This is a genomic window from Paraburkholderia xenovorans (genome assembly GCF_046030735.1).
In the GTDB taxonomy this organism is placed as follows: domain Bacteria; phylum Pseudomonadota; class Gammaproteobacteria; order Burkholderiales; family Burkholderiaceae; genus Paraburkholderia; species Paraburkholderia xenovorans_A.
Genome location: NZ_JAQQBV010000024.1, coordinates 1 through 15,029, shown reverse-complemented (window position 1 = coordinate 15,029; position 15,029 = coordinate 1). Strand labels below are relative to the sequence as shown.

The following is a 15,029-nucleotide window of genomic DNA, read 5'->3' as shown; positions in this document are numbered from 1 at the left end:
GGGGGCAGATGACCGTGGGCCGTCGGCTCCCGCTACCTTGAAAAAAGGCGAGCCCGCCGACTCGCCTTTCATGTGTGCCCGCTACATCGCGCGACGCGTTGTTACTCGAAGCGCCCGGTGCGCGCCATTTCCATCAGACGTGCAATGCGCTCCTCCGTGGCCGGGTGCGTGGAGAACAGATTCGCGATGCCGCCGCCCGCCAGCGGATTCATGATCATCATCTGCGCGGTGGCCGGATGCTGCTCGGCCGTGGGGAACGGGATACCGCTTGCATAGCGATGGATCTTGTCGAGCGCCGAAGCGAGCGCCTGCGGGTCGCCGGAAATCTGCGCGCCGCCACGGTCCGCTTCGAATTCCCGCGCCCGCGAAATAGCCATCTGGATCAGCGCGCCGGCAATCGGCGCGAGCAACGCAACCGCGATGCCCGCAATCGGGTTAGTCGGACGACCGTTTTCGTCGCGGCTGCCGAAGAACATCGCAAAGTTAGCCAAAGCGGAAATCGCGCCCGCCATCGTGGCCGAGACGGTGGAGATCAGAATGTCGCGATGCTTGACGTGCGCCAGTTCGTGCGCCATCACGCCGCGCATTTCGCGCTCGGACAACACGCGCAGGATGCCGGTGGTGGCCGCCACCGCCGCATGTTCCGGATTACGGCCGGTGGCGAACGCGTTCGGCGCGTCTTCGTTGATCAGGTAGACGCGCGGCATCGGCAAGCCGGCACGCGTGGACAGCTCGCGCACCATCCGATAGAACTGCGGCGCGCTGTTTTCGTCGACTTCCTGCGCGTTGTACATGCGCAGAACCATCTTGTCCGAGAACCAGTACGAAAAGAAATTCATCCCAAGGGCGATCACGAGCGCGATCGTCATGCCGCGCGACCCGCCGATCATCCCGCCGATCACAATGAAAAGGGCCGTGATCGCGGCCATCAACATCGCGGTTTTGACCCAATTGAACATGTCTGCTACTCCTTGCCCTGACGCGGGTTCATATCTGCTATCTGCGCCGCGCGATCGCGGCGCCTGATTGTAAGCTAATTGTTAGATATGGGCGCGTGAGGAAAATTCAATCATCTCGATGCGGTTGCGAGCTTGATGCCCAAGCCGACAAAAGCGCTCCCCACGCCTCGATCCAGCCACTTCTTCACCGACGGCTTGCCGGAGAAGCGCCGCGTCACGCTGCCGGCGATCCACGCGACAAAGCTGTTCCACACCATGCTCATCACGACGAACACAACGCCGAGCGTGAGGAACGCCAGCGCTTTACGATCACTGCCCGCGGTGACGAACTGCGGAAAGAAGGAGACGAAGAACAATACGACCTTCGGATTCAGCACGTTGGTCCAGAAGCCTTGCAGGAACAACTGACGCAGTGACTTCGGCGCGCCGGCCGCACGCGCGTCGCCGGCTGCCTGATCGGCCTCCGGTTTGGCGAAAACCAGACGCACGCCCAGATAGATCAGATAAATCGCGCCGACGAACTTGATGACCGTGAACGCGGTGGCCGACGCGGCCAGCAGCGCCGTCAAACCAAACGCGCAAGCGAGCGAGTGCACGCAGCAGCCCGCCGAGATGCCGAGCGCCGACATCAGACCCGCGCCGCGGCCCTGTGCGACGCTGCGCCCGACGATATAGGCCGTGTCGGGACCGGGCGTCACGTTCAACAAAAAGACCGCGACGACGAAAAACTCGAAATGGGTGATGCCGAACATGGGAAACCTCTGGGCGGGCTATTGCATGGGGAATTCTAACGCGCCACGAGCAGGTAAAGCGGCCTCTAGAACATCGGCCGAACGGACGATGTTCAACGCGTAACGCAGCGGTTATTTTTCCTCAGGAAGCTGGAACCGCTGCCCCGCAACGAGCGTCGCGCCGGCCAGAAATTCGCGCACCGGCAAGCGCTTGCCGCCGGGTTTCTGCAACTGCGTGACACGCAGCGCATCTTCGCCGCAGGCCACGATAACACCTTCGGGCGAAACGTCGACGATCATGCCCGGCGCTTCATTGCGTTGTGCGTTCACCGGCACTGCCGCCCAGAGTTTGATCGAGGTGCCGTCTTCCAGTGTGCTCACGCCGCCGGGGAATGGGTCGAACGCGCGGACCTGGCGCGCGAGCACGCCGGCCGGCTTGCGCCAGTCGAGCGCGGCCTCGTGCTTGCCGATCTTTTCGGCGTATGTGGTGCCGTGTTCCGGCTGCGGCGTTGCCGCGAGCTTGCCGCTGCGCTCGAGTTCGATCAGTGCTTCGACGATCAGCTTCGCGCCTTCGAGCGCCAACCGGTCGTGCAGGGTGGCGGTGGTGTCGTCGGTGGAAATGGGCGTGCGGGCTTCGGAAATCATTGCGCCCGTGTCGAGGCCCACGTCCATCTGCATCAGCGTGATGCCGGTTTCGGCGTCGCCCGCTTCAATCGCGCGGTGGATCGGTGCCGCGCCGCGCCAACGGGGCAGCAGCGACGCGTGAATGTTGATGCAGCCATGCGGCGCGATGTCGAGCACTTCTTGCGGCAGGATCAGCCCGTAAGCGGCCACGACCATCACATCGTGTGGCGTGGCGCGCAGTTGTTCGATGGCGGCTGCGGCTTCAGCGGGATATTTGCCCGCACGGCGCAGCGAAGGCGGTTGCGCGACCTCCAACCCATGCTCCTGCGCGTAGCGCTTCACCGGACTCGCCTGCAATTTCATACCGCGCCCGGCGGGACGGTCGGGCTGGGTCAACACGAGCGGCACCGGAAAACCGGCCTCGTGGATCGCGGCCAGCGCGGCCGCGGCGAACTCCGGCGTACCGGCAAAAATGACGCGCAACGAATGACTCATGTACGGGGGCAGTAGGCGGGGTGAACGCGCATTACATCGCGTGGGCGAGCTTCTTCATCTTGCTCTTGATGCGCGTCTGCTTCAGCGACGACAGATATTCGACGAACACGCGGCCCATCAGGTGATCCATCTCGTGCTGGATGCACACGGCGAGCAGGCCTTCGCAGTCGAGCTCGAAGGTTTCGCCCTTTTCGTTCAGCGCGCGCACGCGCACTTTCTCGGCGCGCTCGACGTTGTCGTAAATGCCCGGCACCGACAGGCAGCCCTCTTCCGACAGCTTCTTCTCGTCGCTCGACCAGATGATTTCCGGATTGATGAACGCGAGCAATTCGTTGTGATCGTCCGACACGTCGATCACGATCACGCGCTCATGCACGTCGACCTGAGTTGCGGCAAGGCCGACGCCCGGCGCGGCGTACATGGTCTCGGCCATATCGGCGACGAGGCGGCGGATACGGTCGTTGACCGCTTCGACCGGCTTCGCGATCTTGTGCAACCGTTTGTCCGGGTAATTGAGGATATTCAGTAAAGCCATGATCTTAAAGTGATTTTTAGGCGCCGCCAGCCGGTGGAAGACTCGCGTTGGCCATTCGGCCAGGTTGTGGGCTTGCCGCGTTACGCACAGGATAGATGGTGTCGAACCGGTTCGATTCAACGCGCCAGATGCGCCAAACGACGAGCCCGCGCGGGTAGGCGCGGCGCTGGAGTTATTTCGGATGATGAAAATTTTAGCATGGCGCCTGCCTGCCCGCTGGCCCCTGTAAGGATCGATAGCAATGCACACCTTGCCTGCAACTGAGCTTGAACTGGCCGCGTGGCTGCGGCTCTCGCTCGCGCCCGGCCTGAAACCGGCCGCGCTGCGCCTCCTTCTCGTCGCGTTCGGATTGCCGCAAGCGCTCTTCGAGCAGTCGTTCGACGTGCTGGCCGGCGTCGCAGGCGAGGTTGCCGCTCGCGCGGCACTCGCCCCGCCTGGCGAAAGTTTCGAAGCGCAGCTTGCCGCGGTGCTCCAGTGGCGCGAGGTACCTGGCAATCACGTCGTGACGCTCGACGATCCGGCCTATCCGTCCGCGCTGCTCACCATGCCCGATCCGCCGCCGCTGCTATATGTAAAGGGCCGCCTGGAGCTGTTGCACACCAACGCGATCGCACTCGTCGGCAGCCGCAGCGCCACGCCGCAAGGAGTCGAAGACGCGGAGCGTTTCGCCCGGGACATTTCGGAAGCCGGCGTGACCGTGGTGTCGGGACTCGCGCTCGGCATCGACGGCGCCGCGCATCGGGGCGGCCTCGCGGGCGTCGGCGGTACGGTAGCGGTGATCGGCACCGGCGCGGACCTCGTCTACCCGGCGGCACATCACGCGTTGGCGCGGCAGATCGCGGCGCAAGGCGCGATCCTCTCGGAATGGCCGCTCGGCACGCCAGCACGCGCCGCCAATTTTCCGCAGCGCAACCGTCTGATTGCGGGGCTGGTGAGCGGCGTGCTGATCGTCGAGGCCGCCATGCGTTCGGGCTCACTGATCACCGCCCGGCTTGCCAATGAAATGGGACGCGATATTTTCGCGCTGCCCGGTTCCATTCACGCGCCGTTGTCGCGCGGGTGTCATCGGATGATCAAGCAAGGCGCGAAACTCGTGGAAACGCCTGACGACGTGCTGGAAGAGCTAGGCTTTTCCAGAAGGCCGGCGGCACCGGCGACGGACCACGCGCGCTCCGCCGCCGCGCAGACCGCCCTTTGGGACGACAGCGTCGTCCAGCACGCATCGGCGCAGCGCCCGGGTGCCGCAACGCGTTCAGCAGAGATCTCCGTCGAAGGCCGGAAACTGCTCGCAGCGCTCGGTCACGCACCCGCTACGCTTGAAATTCTTGCCACTCGCACCGAGATGGAGGACGCGGCGTTGCAAGCCGCGCTGCTGCAACTCGAACTCGCCGGCCAGATCACCGCGCTGACCGGCGGACGCTTCATGCGGGCCAATCCCGGCTAACCCGGATTGATCGCGGTCGACCACCGCTTACGGGCGGCCATGCTACATTCGCGCCAAAGCACCTGATAAAAGTACGAAGGAACCACCATGCCCGCGCTGAACCTCGACACCGACCAGGACCGGATTGCCGAGCGCGTCAACGAATCCGACACGCTGTTCGTTGCCTGCCTGTGCGCGGAGTGGTGCGGCACGTGCCGTGAATATCGGGACGCATTCGATCAATTAGCCGACAAGCATCCGGAAATCTGTTTCGCATGGATCGACATCGAAACCCATGCTGATCGATTCGACGATCTCGACGTCGAGAATTTCCCGACGATTCTGATCGAAGACTCGGTAACGACACGCTTTTTCGGCACGGTATTACCGCAGGCGGCGATTGTGGAGCGGATGTTGTCCGACCTGACCGCCGTGCCCGGCATCAGCGGAGCGCCCAAGCTGCGGCCCGCGTTGACAACGGCGGACTGAATCGTCGGACGGTCCGTGCAGCGTTGCGGCACGGGCGTTGCAAGCGGTGCACCGCGTGTTTGCCATAGCTTGCTCAATGCTCGAACGCGCAATTATGATGGCGCGCTTTTTATGCACTTGACACGTCACTTTCATGGCGTGTGCTATAAAGCGGTCGTTAATGGGTCGCCAAGGTCGCAAACGAGGGCGGCGCTGAAAAAAAGCGCGCTCAAGACCATCAACCCGGATTTACCAACCTCAATCGAGTCATGTCCAAAGCACTGATCATCGCCGAAAAGCCTTCCGTCGCGAACGACATCGCGCGCGCTTTGGGCGGCTTTACCAAGCATGACGAATACTACGAAAGCGACGACTACGTCCTTTCCTCGGCAGTCGGCCACCTGCTGGAAATCGCCGCGCCCGAAGACTATGAAGTCAAACGCGGCAAGTGGAGTTTCGCCAATCTGCCCGTCATCCCGCCGCATTTCGATCTGAATCCGATCGCAAAAAGCGAGTCGCGCCTGAAAGTGCTGACCAAGCTGCTCAAGCGCAAAGACATCGACCGGCTGATCAACGCATGTGACGCGGGGCGCGAGGGCGAGCTGATTTTCCGCCTGATCGCGCAGCACGCGAAAGCGAAGCAACCGGTGCAGCGTCTGTGGCTGCAGTCCATGACGGCCGGCTCCATTCGCGACGGCTTCGCCCGTCTGCGCAGCGACGAAGAAATGCAACCGCTCGCCGATGCGGCGCGCTGCCGTTCGGAAGCGGACTGGCTGGTCGGCATCAACGGCACGCGCGCGATGACCGCGTTCAACAGCAAGGGCGGCGGCTTTTTCCTGACCACCGTCGGCCGCGTGCAGACGCCGACGCTGTCGATCGTCGTCGAACGTGAAGAAAAGATTCGCCGCTTCGTGCCGCGCGATTACTGGGAAGTGAAGGCGGAGTTCGTCTGCGCGGCCGGTTTCTACGAAGGCCGCTGGTTCGATCCGAAATTCAAGCGCGACGAGTTCGACCCGGAAAAGCGCGACTCGCGTTTGTGGGCGCTGCCCGCCGCCGAGACGATCGTCGCGGCCTGCCGCGGCCAGATCGGCAAGGTGACGGAGGAATCGAAGCCGTCCACGCAACTGTCGCCGGCGCTGTTCGACCTGACCAGCCTGCAGCGTGAGGCCAACGGCCGCTTCGGCTTCTCGGCCAAGAACACGCTCGGTCTCGCCCAGGCGCTGTACGAAAAGCACAAGGTGCTGACCTATCCCCGGACCGACGCGCGCGCGTTGCCGGAAGACTATATGGATACGGTCAAAGAGACGCTGGGCATGCTCAAGGAGAGCAACAACTATCTCCCGTATGCGAAGCAGGTGCTGGACAAGGGCTGGGTGAAGCCGAACAAGCGCATCTTCGACAACTCGAAGATCAGCGATCACTTCGCAATCATCCCGACGCTGCAAGCGCCGAAGAACCTGTCCGAGCCGGAACAGAAGCTTTACGACCTCGTCGTGAAGCGCTTCCTGTCGGTGTTCTTCCCGGCTGCCGAATATCGCGTCACCACGCGGATCACGGAAGTGGTCGGTCATCACTTCAAGACCGAAGGCAAGGTGCTGGTCGAGCCGGGCTGGTTGCAGGTGTATGGCCGCGAAATCAGCGGTGAAGACGCGAACCTCGTGCCGGTGCAGAAGGACGAGAAGGTCAAGACCGACAAGATTGCCGCGCAGCAACTGGTGACCAAGCCGCCGGCGCGCTACAACGAAGCGACGTTGCTGTCGGCGATGGAAGGCGCGGGCAAACTCGTGGAAGACGACGAGTTGCGCGAAGCGATGGCGGCCAAAGGACTCGGCACGCCGGCCACGCGCGCCGCGATCATCGAAGGGTTGCTCGGCGAGAAATACCTGATCCGCGAAGGCCGCGATCTGATTCCGACCGCCAAGGCTTTCCAGTTGATGACGCTGTTGCGCGGCCTCGGCGTGAAGGAATTGACCGCGCCGGAATTGACCGGCGAGTGGGAGTACAAGCTCTCGCAGATGGAGCGTGGCAATTTGCCGCGCGACGCGTTCATGCAGGAAATCGCCCGCATGACGCAAACCATCGTCAAGCGCGCAAAGGAATACGACTCCGACACGATCCCCGGCGACTACACGACGTTGCAGACGCCGTGTCCGAACTGCGGCGCTCAGGTGAAGGAAAACTACCGTCGCTTCGCGTGCACCAAGTGCGAGTTCTCGATCTCGAAGATTCCAGGCGGACGTCAGTTCGAAATTCCAGAAGTCGAAGAGTTGTTGCAGAACAAGACGATTGGGCCGCTGTCGGGTTTCCGCAGCAAGATGGGCCGGCCGTTCTCCGCGATCCTGAAGCTGTCGCTCGACGACGAGATCAAGAACTACAAGCTCGAATTCGACTTCGGTCAGGATTCAGGCGGCGAAGACGGTGAACCGCCTGACTTCTCCGATCAGCAATCGGTCGGTGCATGTCCGAAGTGCAAGGGCCGCGTGTTCGAGCACGGTATGAGCTACGTCTGCGAGAACTCGGTCGCGAATCCGAAGACCTGCGACTTCCGCTCCGGCAAGGTGATCCTGCAGCAGGAAATCGCCCGCGAACAGATGGCGAAGCTGCTCGAAGAAGGACGCACCGATCTGCTGACGAACTTCAAGTCGTCGCGTACCGGCCGCAACTTCAAGGCGTTCCTCGTCAAGCAGAGCGACGGCAAGATCGGCTTCGAATTCGAGAAGAAGGAACCGTCCGCGAAAACCGCCGCCAAGACGGCCGCGGCGAAGTCGGCAGCCAAGGCCGCAGCGCCGGAATCGGATGACGACGACACAACGGTCGCCGTGAAAGCGGTGCCTGCGGCGAAAAAGGCCGCGGCGAAAAAAGCGCCCGCAGCCAAAAGCGCAGCAACGAAGACCGCCGCAGCCAGGAAAGCGCCGGCCAGGAAGACCGTCGCTCGGAAAACAGGTTCGTAGACGCAGAACGCGGTTAGCCGGGCGGGTCAGGGTCTGGAAGGCAACCAGCTTCCACCCGTCCCGCAATCGACACTCGAAATAGCAGTTCACAAAAAAGGCGCAGTCACTTCACGTGACTGCGCCTTTTTATTTGCCCACCGCACTGCACGCGCTTAAAGCGGCGCGCGCCGCCCCTCACTTCACAGCGGCGACAAAGCTGTCGGCCGTGGACGATTCGTCGGCTTGGCCAAGGTCGTCGGCACCGGCGACAATTCGCTGTCCAGAAGGCGTGACAGCGGCTCAGCGCCGTCGAACGCTTCCGGCGGCATCGTCTCCGCGGAATCGAGCGCCGAGGCCGGCGCGGGGTGCACCAGACCGTCCTTGATCCACTGTTCGCCCAGCAGGCTGTTCGGCGTCTGGCTGAAATGCTCGACCAGATGATCGATGAACGTGCGCACCTTGGCCGGCAAATGACGGCGGCTCGGATACGCAATGTTGATCTCGACCTGCGGCAAACGAAACTCGCCGAGCAAACGCACAAGGCGGCCACGCGTCATATCGCGGCCGATCAGATAACTCGGCAGAATCGCGATGCCCATGCCGAGCAGCGCGAACTGCCGCAGCATTTCCGTGTTGTTCGCCACGATCACGTTGGACGGACGCACGCGCACTTCGCCCTCAGAACCGGTGAACACGCGCTCGTCGCCCCAGTACTCGGACGGCAGGCTCAGGCACGGATGCTCGAGCAGATGCTCGGGACGCGTCGGCATGCCATGCTTTTCGAGGTAGGCGGGCGTCGCGCACACGGTCATGCAACCGGTGGTCAGACGCCGCGTGACGATGCTCGCGCTGCGCATCTGCCGGGTCACCACCACGCCCACGTCGAAGCCTTCTTCGACCAGATCCACCTGACGGTCGACCAGCGTGACATCGGGAATGACTTTCGGGTAGCGCTCCGCGTACGTCTGGAGCACCGGTGCGAGGTTGTGCAGACCGAACACGACCGGCGCCACTATGCGTAACGTGCCGACCGGTTCGTGATTGCGTGCGACCACCATCTGCTCGACGTCTTCCAGTTCGTCCAGAATCTGGCGCGCGCGCTCGAGATAGACCTGACCCGATTCGGTCAGCGACAAGCTGCGGGTGGTGCGGTTGAGCAGTCGCGTACCAAGACGGCCTTCGAGGTCGGCAACGTGACGGGTGGCAACTGCGTTGGAAATATCCATCGCGCTAGCAGCGCGGGCAAAACTGCCGAGATCCGCCACTCTGACGAAAACTCGCATCGACTGCAAATGATCCATAAGACAACTCCTGCCGTGTTACAGCTTCCTGACAATCGGGGAAAACCAGCGAAGCGAACTTGGAATTCTCCTACGACTCGCGAAATCGTGCAGAAGTTGCCCGCCAAAGCGGAAATTTTGTCGAAATTTGTCCGGTTTTATTTTCCAGTACCGCCCTCGCTGGCTCATTATCCCAACAAACGCAACAATCTGCTGCAACGCAGCTTGCACTGTCTTTTTTGTTCGAACAGACGCAACGGTGCGGCGATGGTCGTCGGAGTGAAAAATAGTGAGCGCGTATCGCCCGGATAATGAAAAAACCGCCCGAAGGCGGTTTCTTTTGATAGTGAACACTCACATGATCAGGCGGTGAGTTTCCCTTCGAGTGTGCGTTTAGCCTCTGCAAGCGCCGGCGGCAGGCCTTGTTGCAGCGTGTCAAACAACTCGGCATGCAGCGCGAGCTCGTCGCGCCAGGCGGCATCGTCGACCGAAATGACCTGCTCGAATTGCTCACGGCTGAAGTCCAGCCCGTTCCAGTCGATGTCTTCGTAATGCGGCGACACGCCGAATGCATGCTCCTCGCCTTGCGCCGAGCCCTCGATGCGCCCCACCATCCAGTTCAGCACGCGCATGTTTTCGCCGAAGCCCGGCCACACGAACTTGCCGTCCGCGCCCTTTCGGAACCAGTTCACGCAGAAGATCTTCGGCAGCTTCGCGTTGAGCTGTTCGAGCCGCTCGCCGGTTTTCAGCCAATGGCCGAAGTAATCGCTCATGTTGTAGCCGCAGAACGGCAGCATCGCGAACGGGTCGCGCCGCACCACGCCTTGCTGGCCCGCCGCCGCCGCGGTGGTTTCCGAGCCCATGGTCGCGGCCATGTACACGCCCTCGACCCAGTTGCGCGCCTCGGTGACAAGCGGCACGGTGGTCGAGCGGCGCCCGCCGAAGATGAACGCGTCGAGCGCGACGCCCGCCGGATTCTCCCAGTCGGCATCGATCGACGGACACTGCGCAGCCGGCGCCGTGAAGCGCGCGTTCGGGTGCGCCGCCTTGCGGCCGCTTTCCTTCGCGCTGGCGGGCGTCCAGTCCTTGCCCTGCCAGTCGATCAGATGCGCGGGCGGTTCCTCGGTCATGCCTTCCCACCAGACGTCGCCGTCGTCGGTGAGCGCGACGTTCGTGAAGATCACGTTTTCCTTCAGCGTCGCCATCGCGTTGAAGTTGGTCTTTTCGCTCGTGCCCGGCGCGACGCCGAAGTAGCCGGCTTCCGGGTTGATCGCGTAGAGGCGGCCGTCCTTGCCCGGTTTGATCCACGCGATGTCGTCGCCGATCGTGGAGATTGTCCAGCCGTTCAGCCCCTGCGGCGGGATCAGCATCGCAAAATTGGTTTTCCCGCACGCCGACGGAAACGCCGCCGCGACATGATGCTTGCGCCCTTGCGGCGACGTCACGCCGAGAATCAGCATGTGCTCGGCGAGCCAGCCTTCGTCGCGGCCCATCGTCGATGCAATACGCAGCGCAAAGCATTTCTTGCCGAGCAGCGCATTGCCGCCGTAGCCCGAGCCGTAGCTCCAGATTTCGCGCGATTCGGGGAAATGGACGATGTATTTGGTCGAATTGCACGGCCACGGCACGTCTTTCGCGCCGGCGGCAAGCGGCGCGCCTACCGAGTGGACGCACGGCACGAAGTCGCCGTCTTCGCCCAGCACGTCGTACACCTTGCGGCCCATGCGCGTCATGATGCGCATGTTCGTGACCACATACGGGCTGTCGCTCAGTTCAACGCCGATGTGCGCGATCGGCGAGCCGAGCGGACCCATCGAGAACGGCACGACGTACATCGGGCGGCCGCGCATCGCGCCCTCGAACAGGCCGTCGAGCGTCGAGCGCATCTCGGCGGGGGCGATCCAGTTGTTGGTCGGGCCCGCGTCTTCGCGACGCTGCGAGCAGATGAAAGTGCGGTCTTCGACGCGTGCCACGTCCGACGGATCGGACCACGCGAGATAGGAATTCGGACGTTTGGCGGGATTGAGTTTTTTGAGGGTGCCGGCTTCGACCATCTGCGCGCACAGGCGGTCGTACTCTTCCTGCGACCCATCGCACCAGACGATCCGATCGGGCTGGGTCAACGCGGCCACGCGCTGAACCCACTCGATCAGTTTGCGATTTTTGACCCACGCTGGCGCCCCTGTGGACGCCTCGATAGCGGGCTGTCCTTCGAATGAGGGATGATTCATCGACCTGTCTCCGTTTTGATAGAAATAGAAAAACGGTACAAGCCCAATAGACGCTGCGCGCGAGAGGCGCTCATTCATCACGCCGATATGCCTGCTTGCGGCGCGCGATCCTGCAGGTCTTGATGGGCTACACACAGCCCGTTACGGGGTTGCGGCCGCCGGCGGCTTCTGCAACCGTCTGTAAAGCGGCTTGCCTCAACACGCAACAAACTGTTAAAAACGATGTCAATCGGCCTTGCCGTGGCGTCCTCGTTCTACGCGGGAGCTTCTACGGTAAGGCATTCACTACGACCGGCATGTGGCCCAGGTCACATGGTGGGACAGTCAGCTTAACACTCGGTTCCGCACCGCGATGGTGCGCTGCAAGACACATACCATGAAGATTGCCATCCTCGACGATTACCAGGACGCCGTTCGCAAGCTCGACTGCTTTCAATTGCTCGCCGACCATGAGGTCAAGGTTTTCAACAACACCGTGCGCGGTCTCGGCCAGCTGGCGAGCCGTCTCGCCGAAGTCGACGCGCTCGTGCTGATCCGCGAACGTACCCGCATCAACTCCCAACTCCTCGACAAATTGCCGCGTTTGCGCATGATCAGTCAGACGGGCAAGGTCTCCAGCCACATCGATCTGGGCGCCTGTACCGAGCGCGGCATCGCCGTGCTGGAGGGCACCGGCTCGCCGTACGCGCCGGCCGAGCTGACGTGGGCACTCATCATGGCCGCTCAACGGCGGATTCCGCAATACGTAGCAAACCTTAAGCAAGGAGCCTGGCAGCAGTCGGGGCTGAAGACGTCGGCGCTGCCGCCGAACTTCGGTTTAGGGCAGGTTTTGCGCGGACAGACGCTGGGGATCTGGGGTTACGGCAAGATCGGCCGGCTTCTGGCCGGTTACGGCAAGGCGTTCGGCATGAACGTGCTGATCTGGGGCCGCGAGCATTCGCGCGAAGCAGCACGCGCCGACGGCTATGGCGTCGCCGAAAGCCGCGAAGCGCTATTCGAGCAGAGCGACGTGCTGTCGCTGCACCTGCGTTTGCACGACGACACGCGCGGCATCGTCACGCAGGAAGATCTGATGCGGATGAAGCCGACCGCGCTGCTCGTGAATACGAGCCGGGCCGAGCTGCTCGAAGAAAACGCGCTGGTGAACGCGCTGTCGCACAACCGTCCGGGGATGGTTGCGATCGACGTGTACGAAAGCGAGCCGATTCTGCAGGGCTACAGCCTGTTGCGCATGGAGAACGTGATCTGCACGCCGCATATCGGCTATGTGGAACGCGAGAGTTACGAGCAGTACTTCACCGCGGCATTCAACAATATTCTGGCTTTCGACGCCGGCGATACCGCGAGCGTGGCGAATCCGGAAGCGTTGCAGGGTGGGCGCCGGCGGTAGGCTGCGCGGCCTCCCTGCCTGTTAGCGCGCCTCGCGCGCGCCCGCTTCCAGCAGATCCGGGATCCGTTCGAGGAACGTCTCGCCGTCGGCGCGGCCGAGGTTGTACGCGTGCACCATCTGCGACGGACTCGTGTAATCCCAGCTCGAAATCGGCACCTTGCGCGACGGCTGCACGTAAAGCCGTTGCTGCACGCCGTGCGGCACGACGAACATCTGCGGTCGCGGGTAAATACGCGTGACCATTATCAGCACGTTGCCGGGCACATCGGCGTCGAGCGCGCCGACCGGCACGTTGTCCACCATCCCGCCGTCCAGCACCGGCCGGCCGTTGCGCCGCAGAACCGGCGTGAACGGCGGCGTACTCGACGATTGCAGGATCAGATCGGCGAGATCCTCGACCGTCGCGCAATCCTGCGCGCGCACGAATTCCGGATGAAAGCCGAGCGTCTGACCCAGCGTGGGATGCAGCGTCTTGCGCACGTATTTTTCGATGTTGTACGCGATCAGCCCTGCCGCGACCGCACTGCGCGCGCCGAGCCAGCGCGGCAGGTGCGAGACGCCGATGCGGATTTCCGGTGCGCCGGCAAGCGTCGAGAATTTATCGCCGTAGATGTCGAGCAACGCCTGACGGTAAATCCGGTAGTGCGGGAAGACCGACTCGCCGCGCAGCAGGTTGCCCCAATAGGCGTTGCGGGTGTTGTGGCGAAGCGCGTCTTCGTAATAGCGCATTACCCAGTCGGAATCGCGCGTGTAGAGCATGCACGCAGTGGCGGCGCCGGCCGAAATGCCGGTGATGACCCGCGGACGAATATGCAACTCCGGTTGCACCACGTCCCAGAACCCCGCTTGCCACCAGCAGCGATTGCCGCCGCCGGCGAATACGACCTGATCGAACATCGCGGGGTTTTCCTTTCCTTTGTCTGGTTGGCGGGCCGTTCAGGCCGGCTTAGTCGAGCAGCGCGTACGTCGTGGTGGCGTGGACGGCCATGTTGCCGGACTCGTCGAATAATTCAACTTCGCCGAATACCAGATTGCGGCCCATACGCAGCACGCGCGCGGTGATCGTCACGTCGCCCTTGCGGACCGCGCGCATGAAGCTGATGTTGAGCGAGACCGTGCTCATCGGTTTGAAACCGCCGAGGGCCGCGGAAATGGCGACGATCATCGCCGTATCGGCCGCCGCCATGAAGACCTGGCCGCAGATCACGCCGCCCGAATGACGCAGGCCTCCGGAGAACGGCAGCCGCAGCGTCGCGCTTTCTTCGTCGACCTTGACCGGTGTGAGCGTCAGCGCGCGCACCCACGGCGCGAGGATGCGGTCGAGCAACTCGATAATCTCTTTTTCATCCATGGTTGCCCTCGGTCGGATGTCGCGCGGCGCTTTGTGCGCTTTCTGCGGCTGGGGTGTCCGCGACATGATACCGGGACGCCGCTCGCAACGGCTTGCCGGCGGCAGCGCGGCGACCGAGGACGTACTCGACCCGGTTGTCGCGGATTTTTTTAAGAAATCTGCTAAAGGGACTTGGCAAGCCTGGAAAGTTATTGCATAATTTCGCTTCTGTTGGGGGCGTTAGCTCAGTTGGTAGAGCAGCGGACTCTTAATCCGTAGGTCGAGTGTTCGAGTCACTCACGCCCCACCAAAGAAATCAAGCACTTAGCCCAGTCCTCGTGACTGGGCTTTTTGCTTTCCGGGTTTCGTGTAACCGCTATGTAACCAGATTGGATCAAAACAAATCCATGTCGATCTGACTGACGGCTCCGGCGTATCGAGCCCCTAAATTCACCTCAATCGAGTTCTCCACTCGATGGCTTTCAAGTGACCGATGGTCGGCTGAAAGCACCGTGCCATCTCATCATCGCGCGCAGTGTGTGTGATGTCGCGTCACCGCTCCCCAAGGGGTAAGCTTTTCACATTGTCGTTCACGACATCTTGCAGACGCGATCAACAACGATGAGATCCTGC

12 protein-coding genes and 1 tRNA gene are annotated in these 15,029 nt (G+C 62.4%); 5 read left to right on the top strand and 8 right to left on the bottom strand.

The features are described 5' to 3' along the window. Positions 1-101: 101 nt before the first annotated feature. From htpX to def, 4 genes are all read right to left on the bottom strand, one after another. Positions 102-959, bottom strand: coding sequence for a zinc metalloprotease HtpX (htpX, locus tag PQQ51_RS22515; protein ID WP_093634626.1), 858 nt, complete (start codon positions 957-959; stop codon positions 102-104). Positions 960-1,069: 110 nt separating this feature from the next. After that, complete coding sequence (locus tag PQQ51_RS22510) at positions 1,070-1,711, bottom strand: LysE family translocator (protein WP_408499036.1); 642 nt, start codon at positions 1,709-1,711, stop codon at positions 1,070-1,072. 111 nt (positions 1,712-1,822) lie between these two features. Continuing rightward, positions 1,823-2,809, bottom strand: coding sequence for a methionyl-tRNA formyltransferase (gene fmt, locus PQQ51_RS22505; RefSeq protein WP_408499035.1), 987 nt, complete (start codon positions 2,807-2,809; stop codon positions 1,823-1,825). A gap of 31 nt (positions 2,810-2,840) precedes the next feature. Then, entirely contained in the window at positions 2,841-3,344 is a 504-nt protein-coding gene (gene def / locus PQQ51_RS22500) for a peptide deformylase (RefSeq protein WP_408499034.1), read from the bottom strand. Between the two features lie 241 nt (positions 3,345-3,585). Here def and dprA point away from each other — a divergent pair, with 241 nt between their 5' ends. The 3 genes from dprA to PQQ51_RS22485 all read left to right on the top strand — a co-directional run bounded on the left by dprA (position 3,586) and on the right by PQQ51_RS22485 (position 8,186). Next, positions 3,586-4,788, top strand: coding sequence for a DNA-processing protein DprA (dprA, locus tag PQQ51_RS22495; RefSeq protein ID WP_408499033.1), 1,203 nt, complete (start codon positions 3,586-3,588; stop codon positions 4,786-4,788). Between the two features lie 87 nt (positions 4,789-4,875). Next, a complete protein-coding gene (locus PQQ51_RS22490) occupies positions 4,876-5,256 on the top strand; it encodes a thioredoxin family protein (protein ID WP_408499032.1) in 381 nt (126 codons plus the stop codon). Between the two features lie 248 nt (positions 5,257-5,504). Further along, a complete protein-coding gene (locus PQQ51_RS22485) occupies positions 5,505-8,186 on the top strand; it encodes a DNA topoisomerase III (protein WP_408499031.1) in 2,682 nt (893 codons plus the stop codon). A gap of 179 nt (positions 8,187-8,365) precedes the next feature. Here the strand turns inward: PQQ51_RS22485 and PQQ51_RS22480 are convergent, their stop codons facing one another. After that, positions 8,366-9,466 (bottom strand): LysR family transcriptional regulator, encoded by a 1,101-nt coding sequence (locus PQQ51_RS22480; RefSeq protein WP_408499030.1) that lies wholly within the window; start codon positions 9,464-9,466, stop codon positions 8,366-8,368. Positions 9,467-9,807: 341 nt separating this feature from the next. Next, positions 9,808-11,676 (bottom strand): phosphoenolpyruvate carboxykinase (GTP), encoded by a 1,869-nt coding sequence (locus PQQ51_RS22475; protein ID WP_408499029.1) that lies wholly within the window; start codon positions 11,674-11,676, stop codon positions 9,808-9,810. A gap of 376 nt (positions 11,677-12,052) precedes the next feature. On the opposite strand from PQQ51_RS22475, the gene PQQ51_RS22470 reads away from it, so the two are divergent. Next, positions 12,053-13,066: a D-2-hydroxyacid dehydrogenase family protein gene (locus PQQ51_RS22470; protein ID WP_408499028.1), complete on the top strand. Its 1,014-nt coding sequence runs from the start codon at positions 12,053-12,055 to the stop codon at positions 13,064-13,066. A gap of 21 nt (positions 13,067-13,087) precedes the next feature. Here the strand turns inward: PQQ51_RS22470 and PQQ51_RS22465 are convergent, their stop codons facing one another. Both PQQ51_RS22465 and PQQ51_RS22460 read right to left on the bottom strand, forming a co-directional pair. Continuing rightward, the gene (locus tag PQQ51_RS22465; protein WP_408499027.1) at positions 13,088-13,963 is read right to left on the bottom strand and encodes a patatin-like phospholipase family protein; all 876 of its coding nucleotides are present in this window, start codon (positions 13,961-13,963) and stop codon (positions 13,088-13,090) included. 49 nt (positions 13,964-14,012) lie between these two features. Then, a complete protein-coding gene (locus PQQ51_RS22460; RefSeq protein WP_408499026.1) occupies positions 14,013-14,417 on the bottom strand; it encodes a PaaI family thioesterase in 405 nt (134 codons plus the stop codon). Positions 14,418-14,630: 213 nt separating this feature from the next. Here PQQ51_RS22460 and PQQ51_RS22455 point away from each other — a divergent pair. Further along, positions 14,631-14,706: transfer RNA gene (locus PQQ51_RS22455), tRNA-Lys, on the top strand. Positions 14,707-15,029: the final 323 nt, after the last annotated feature.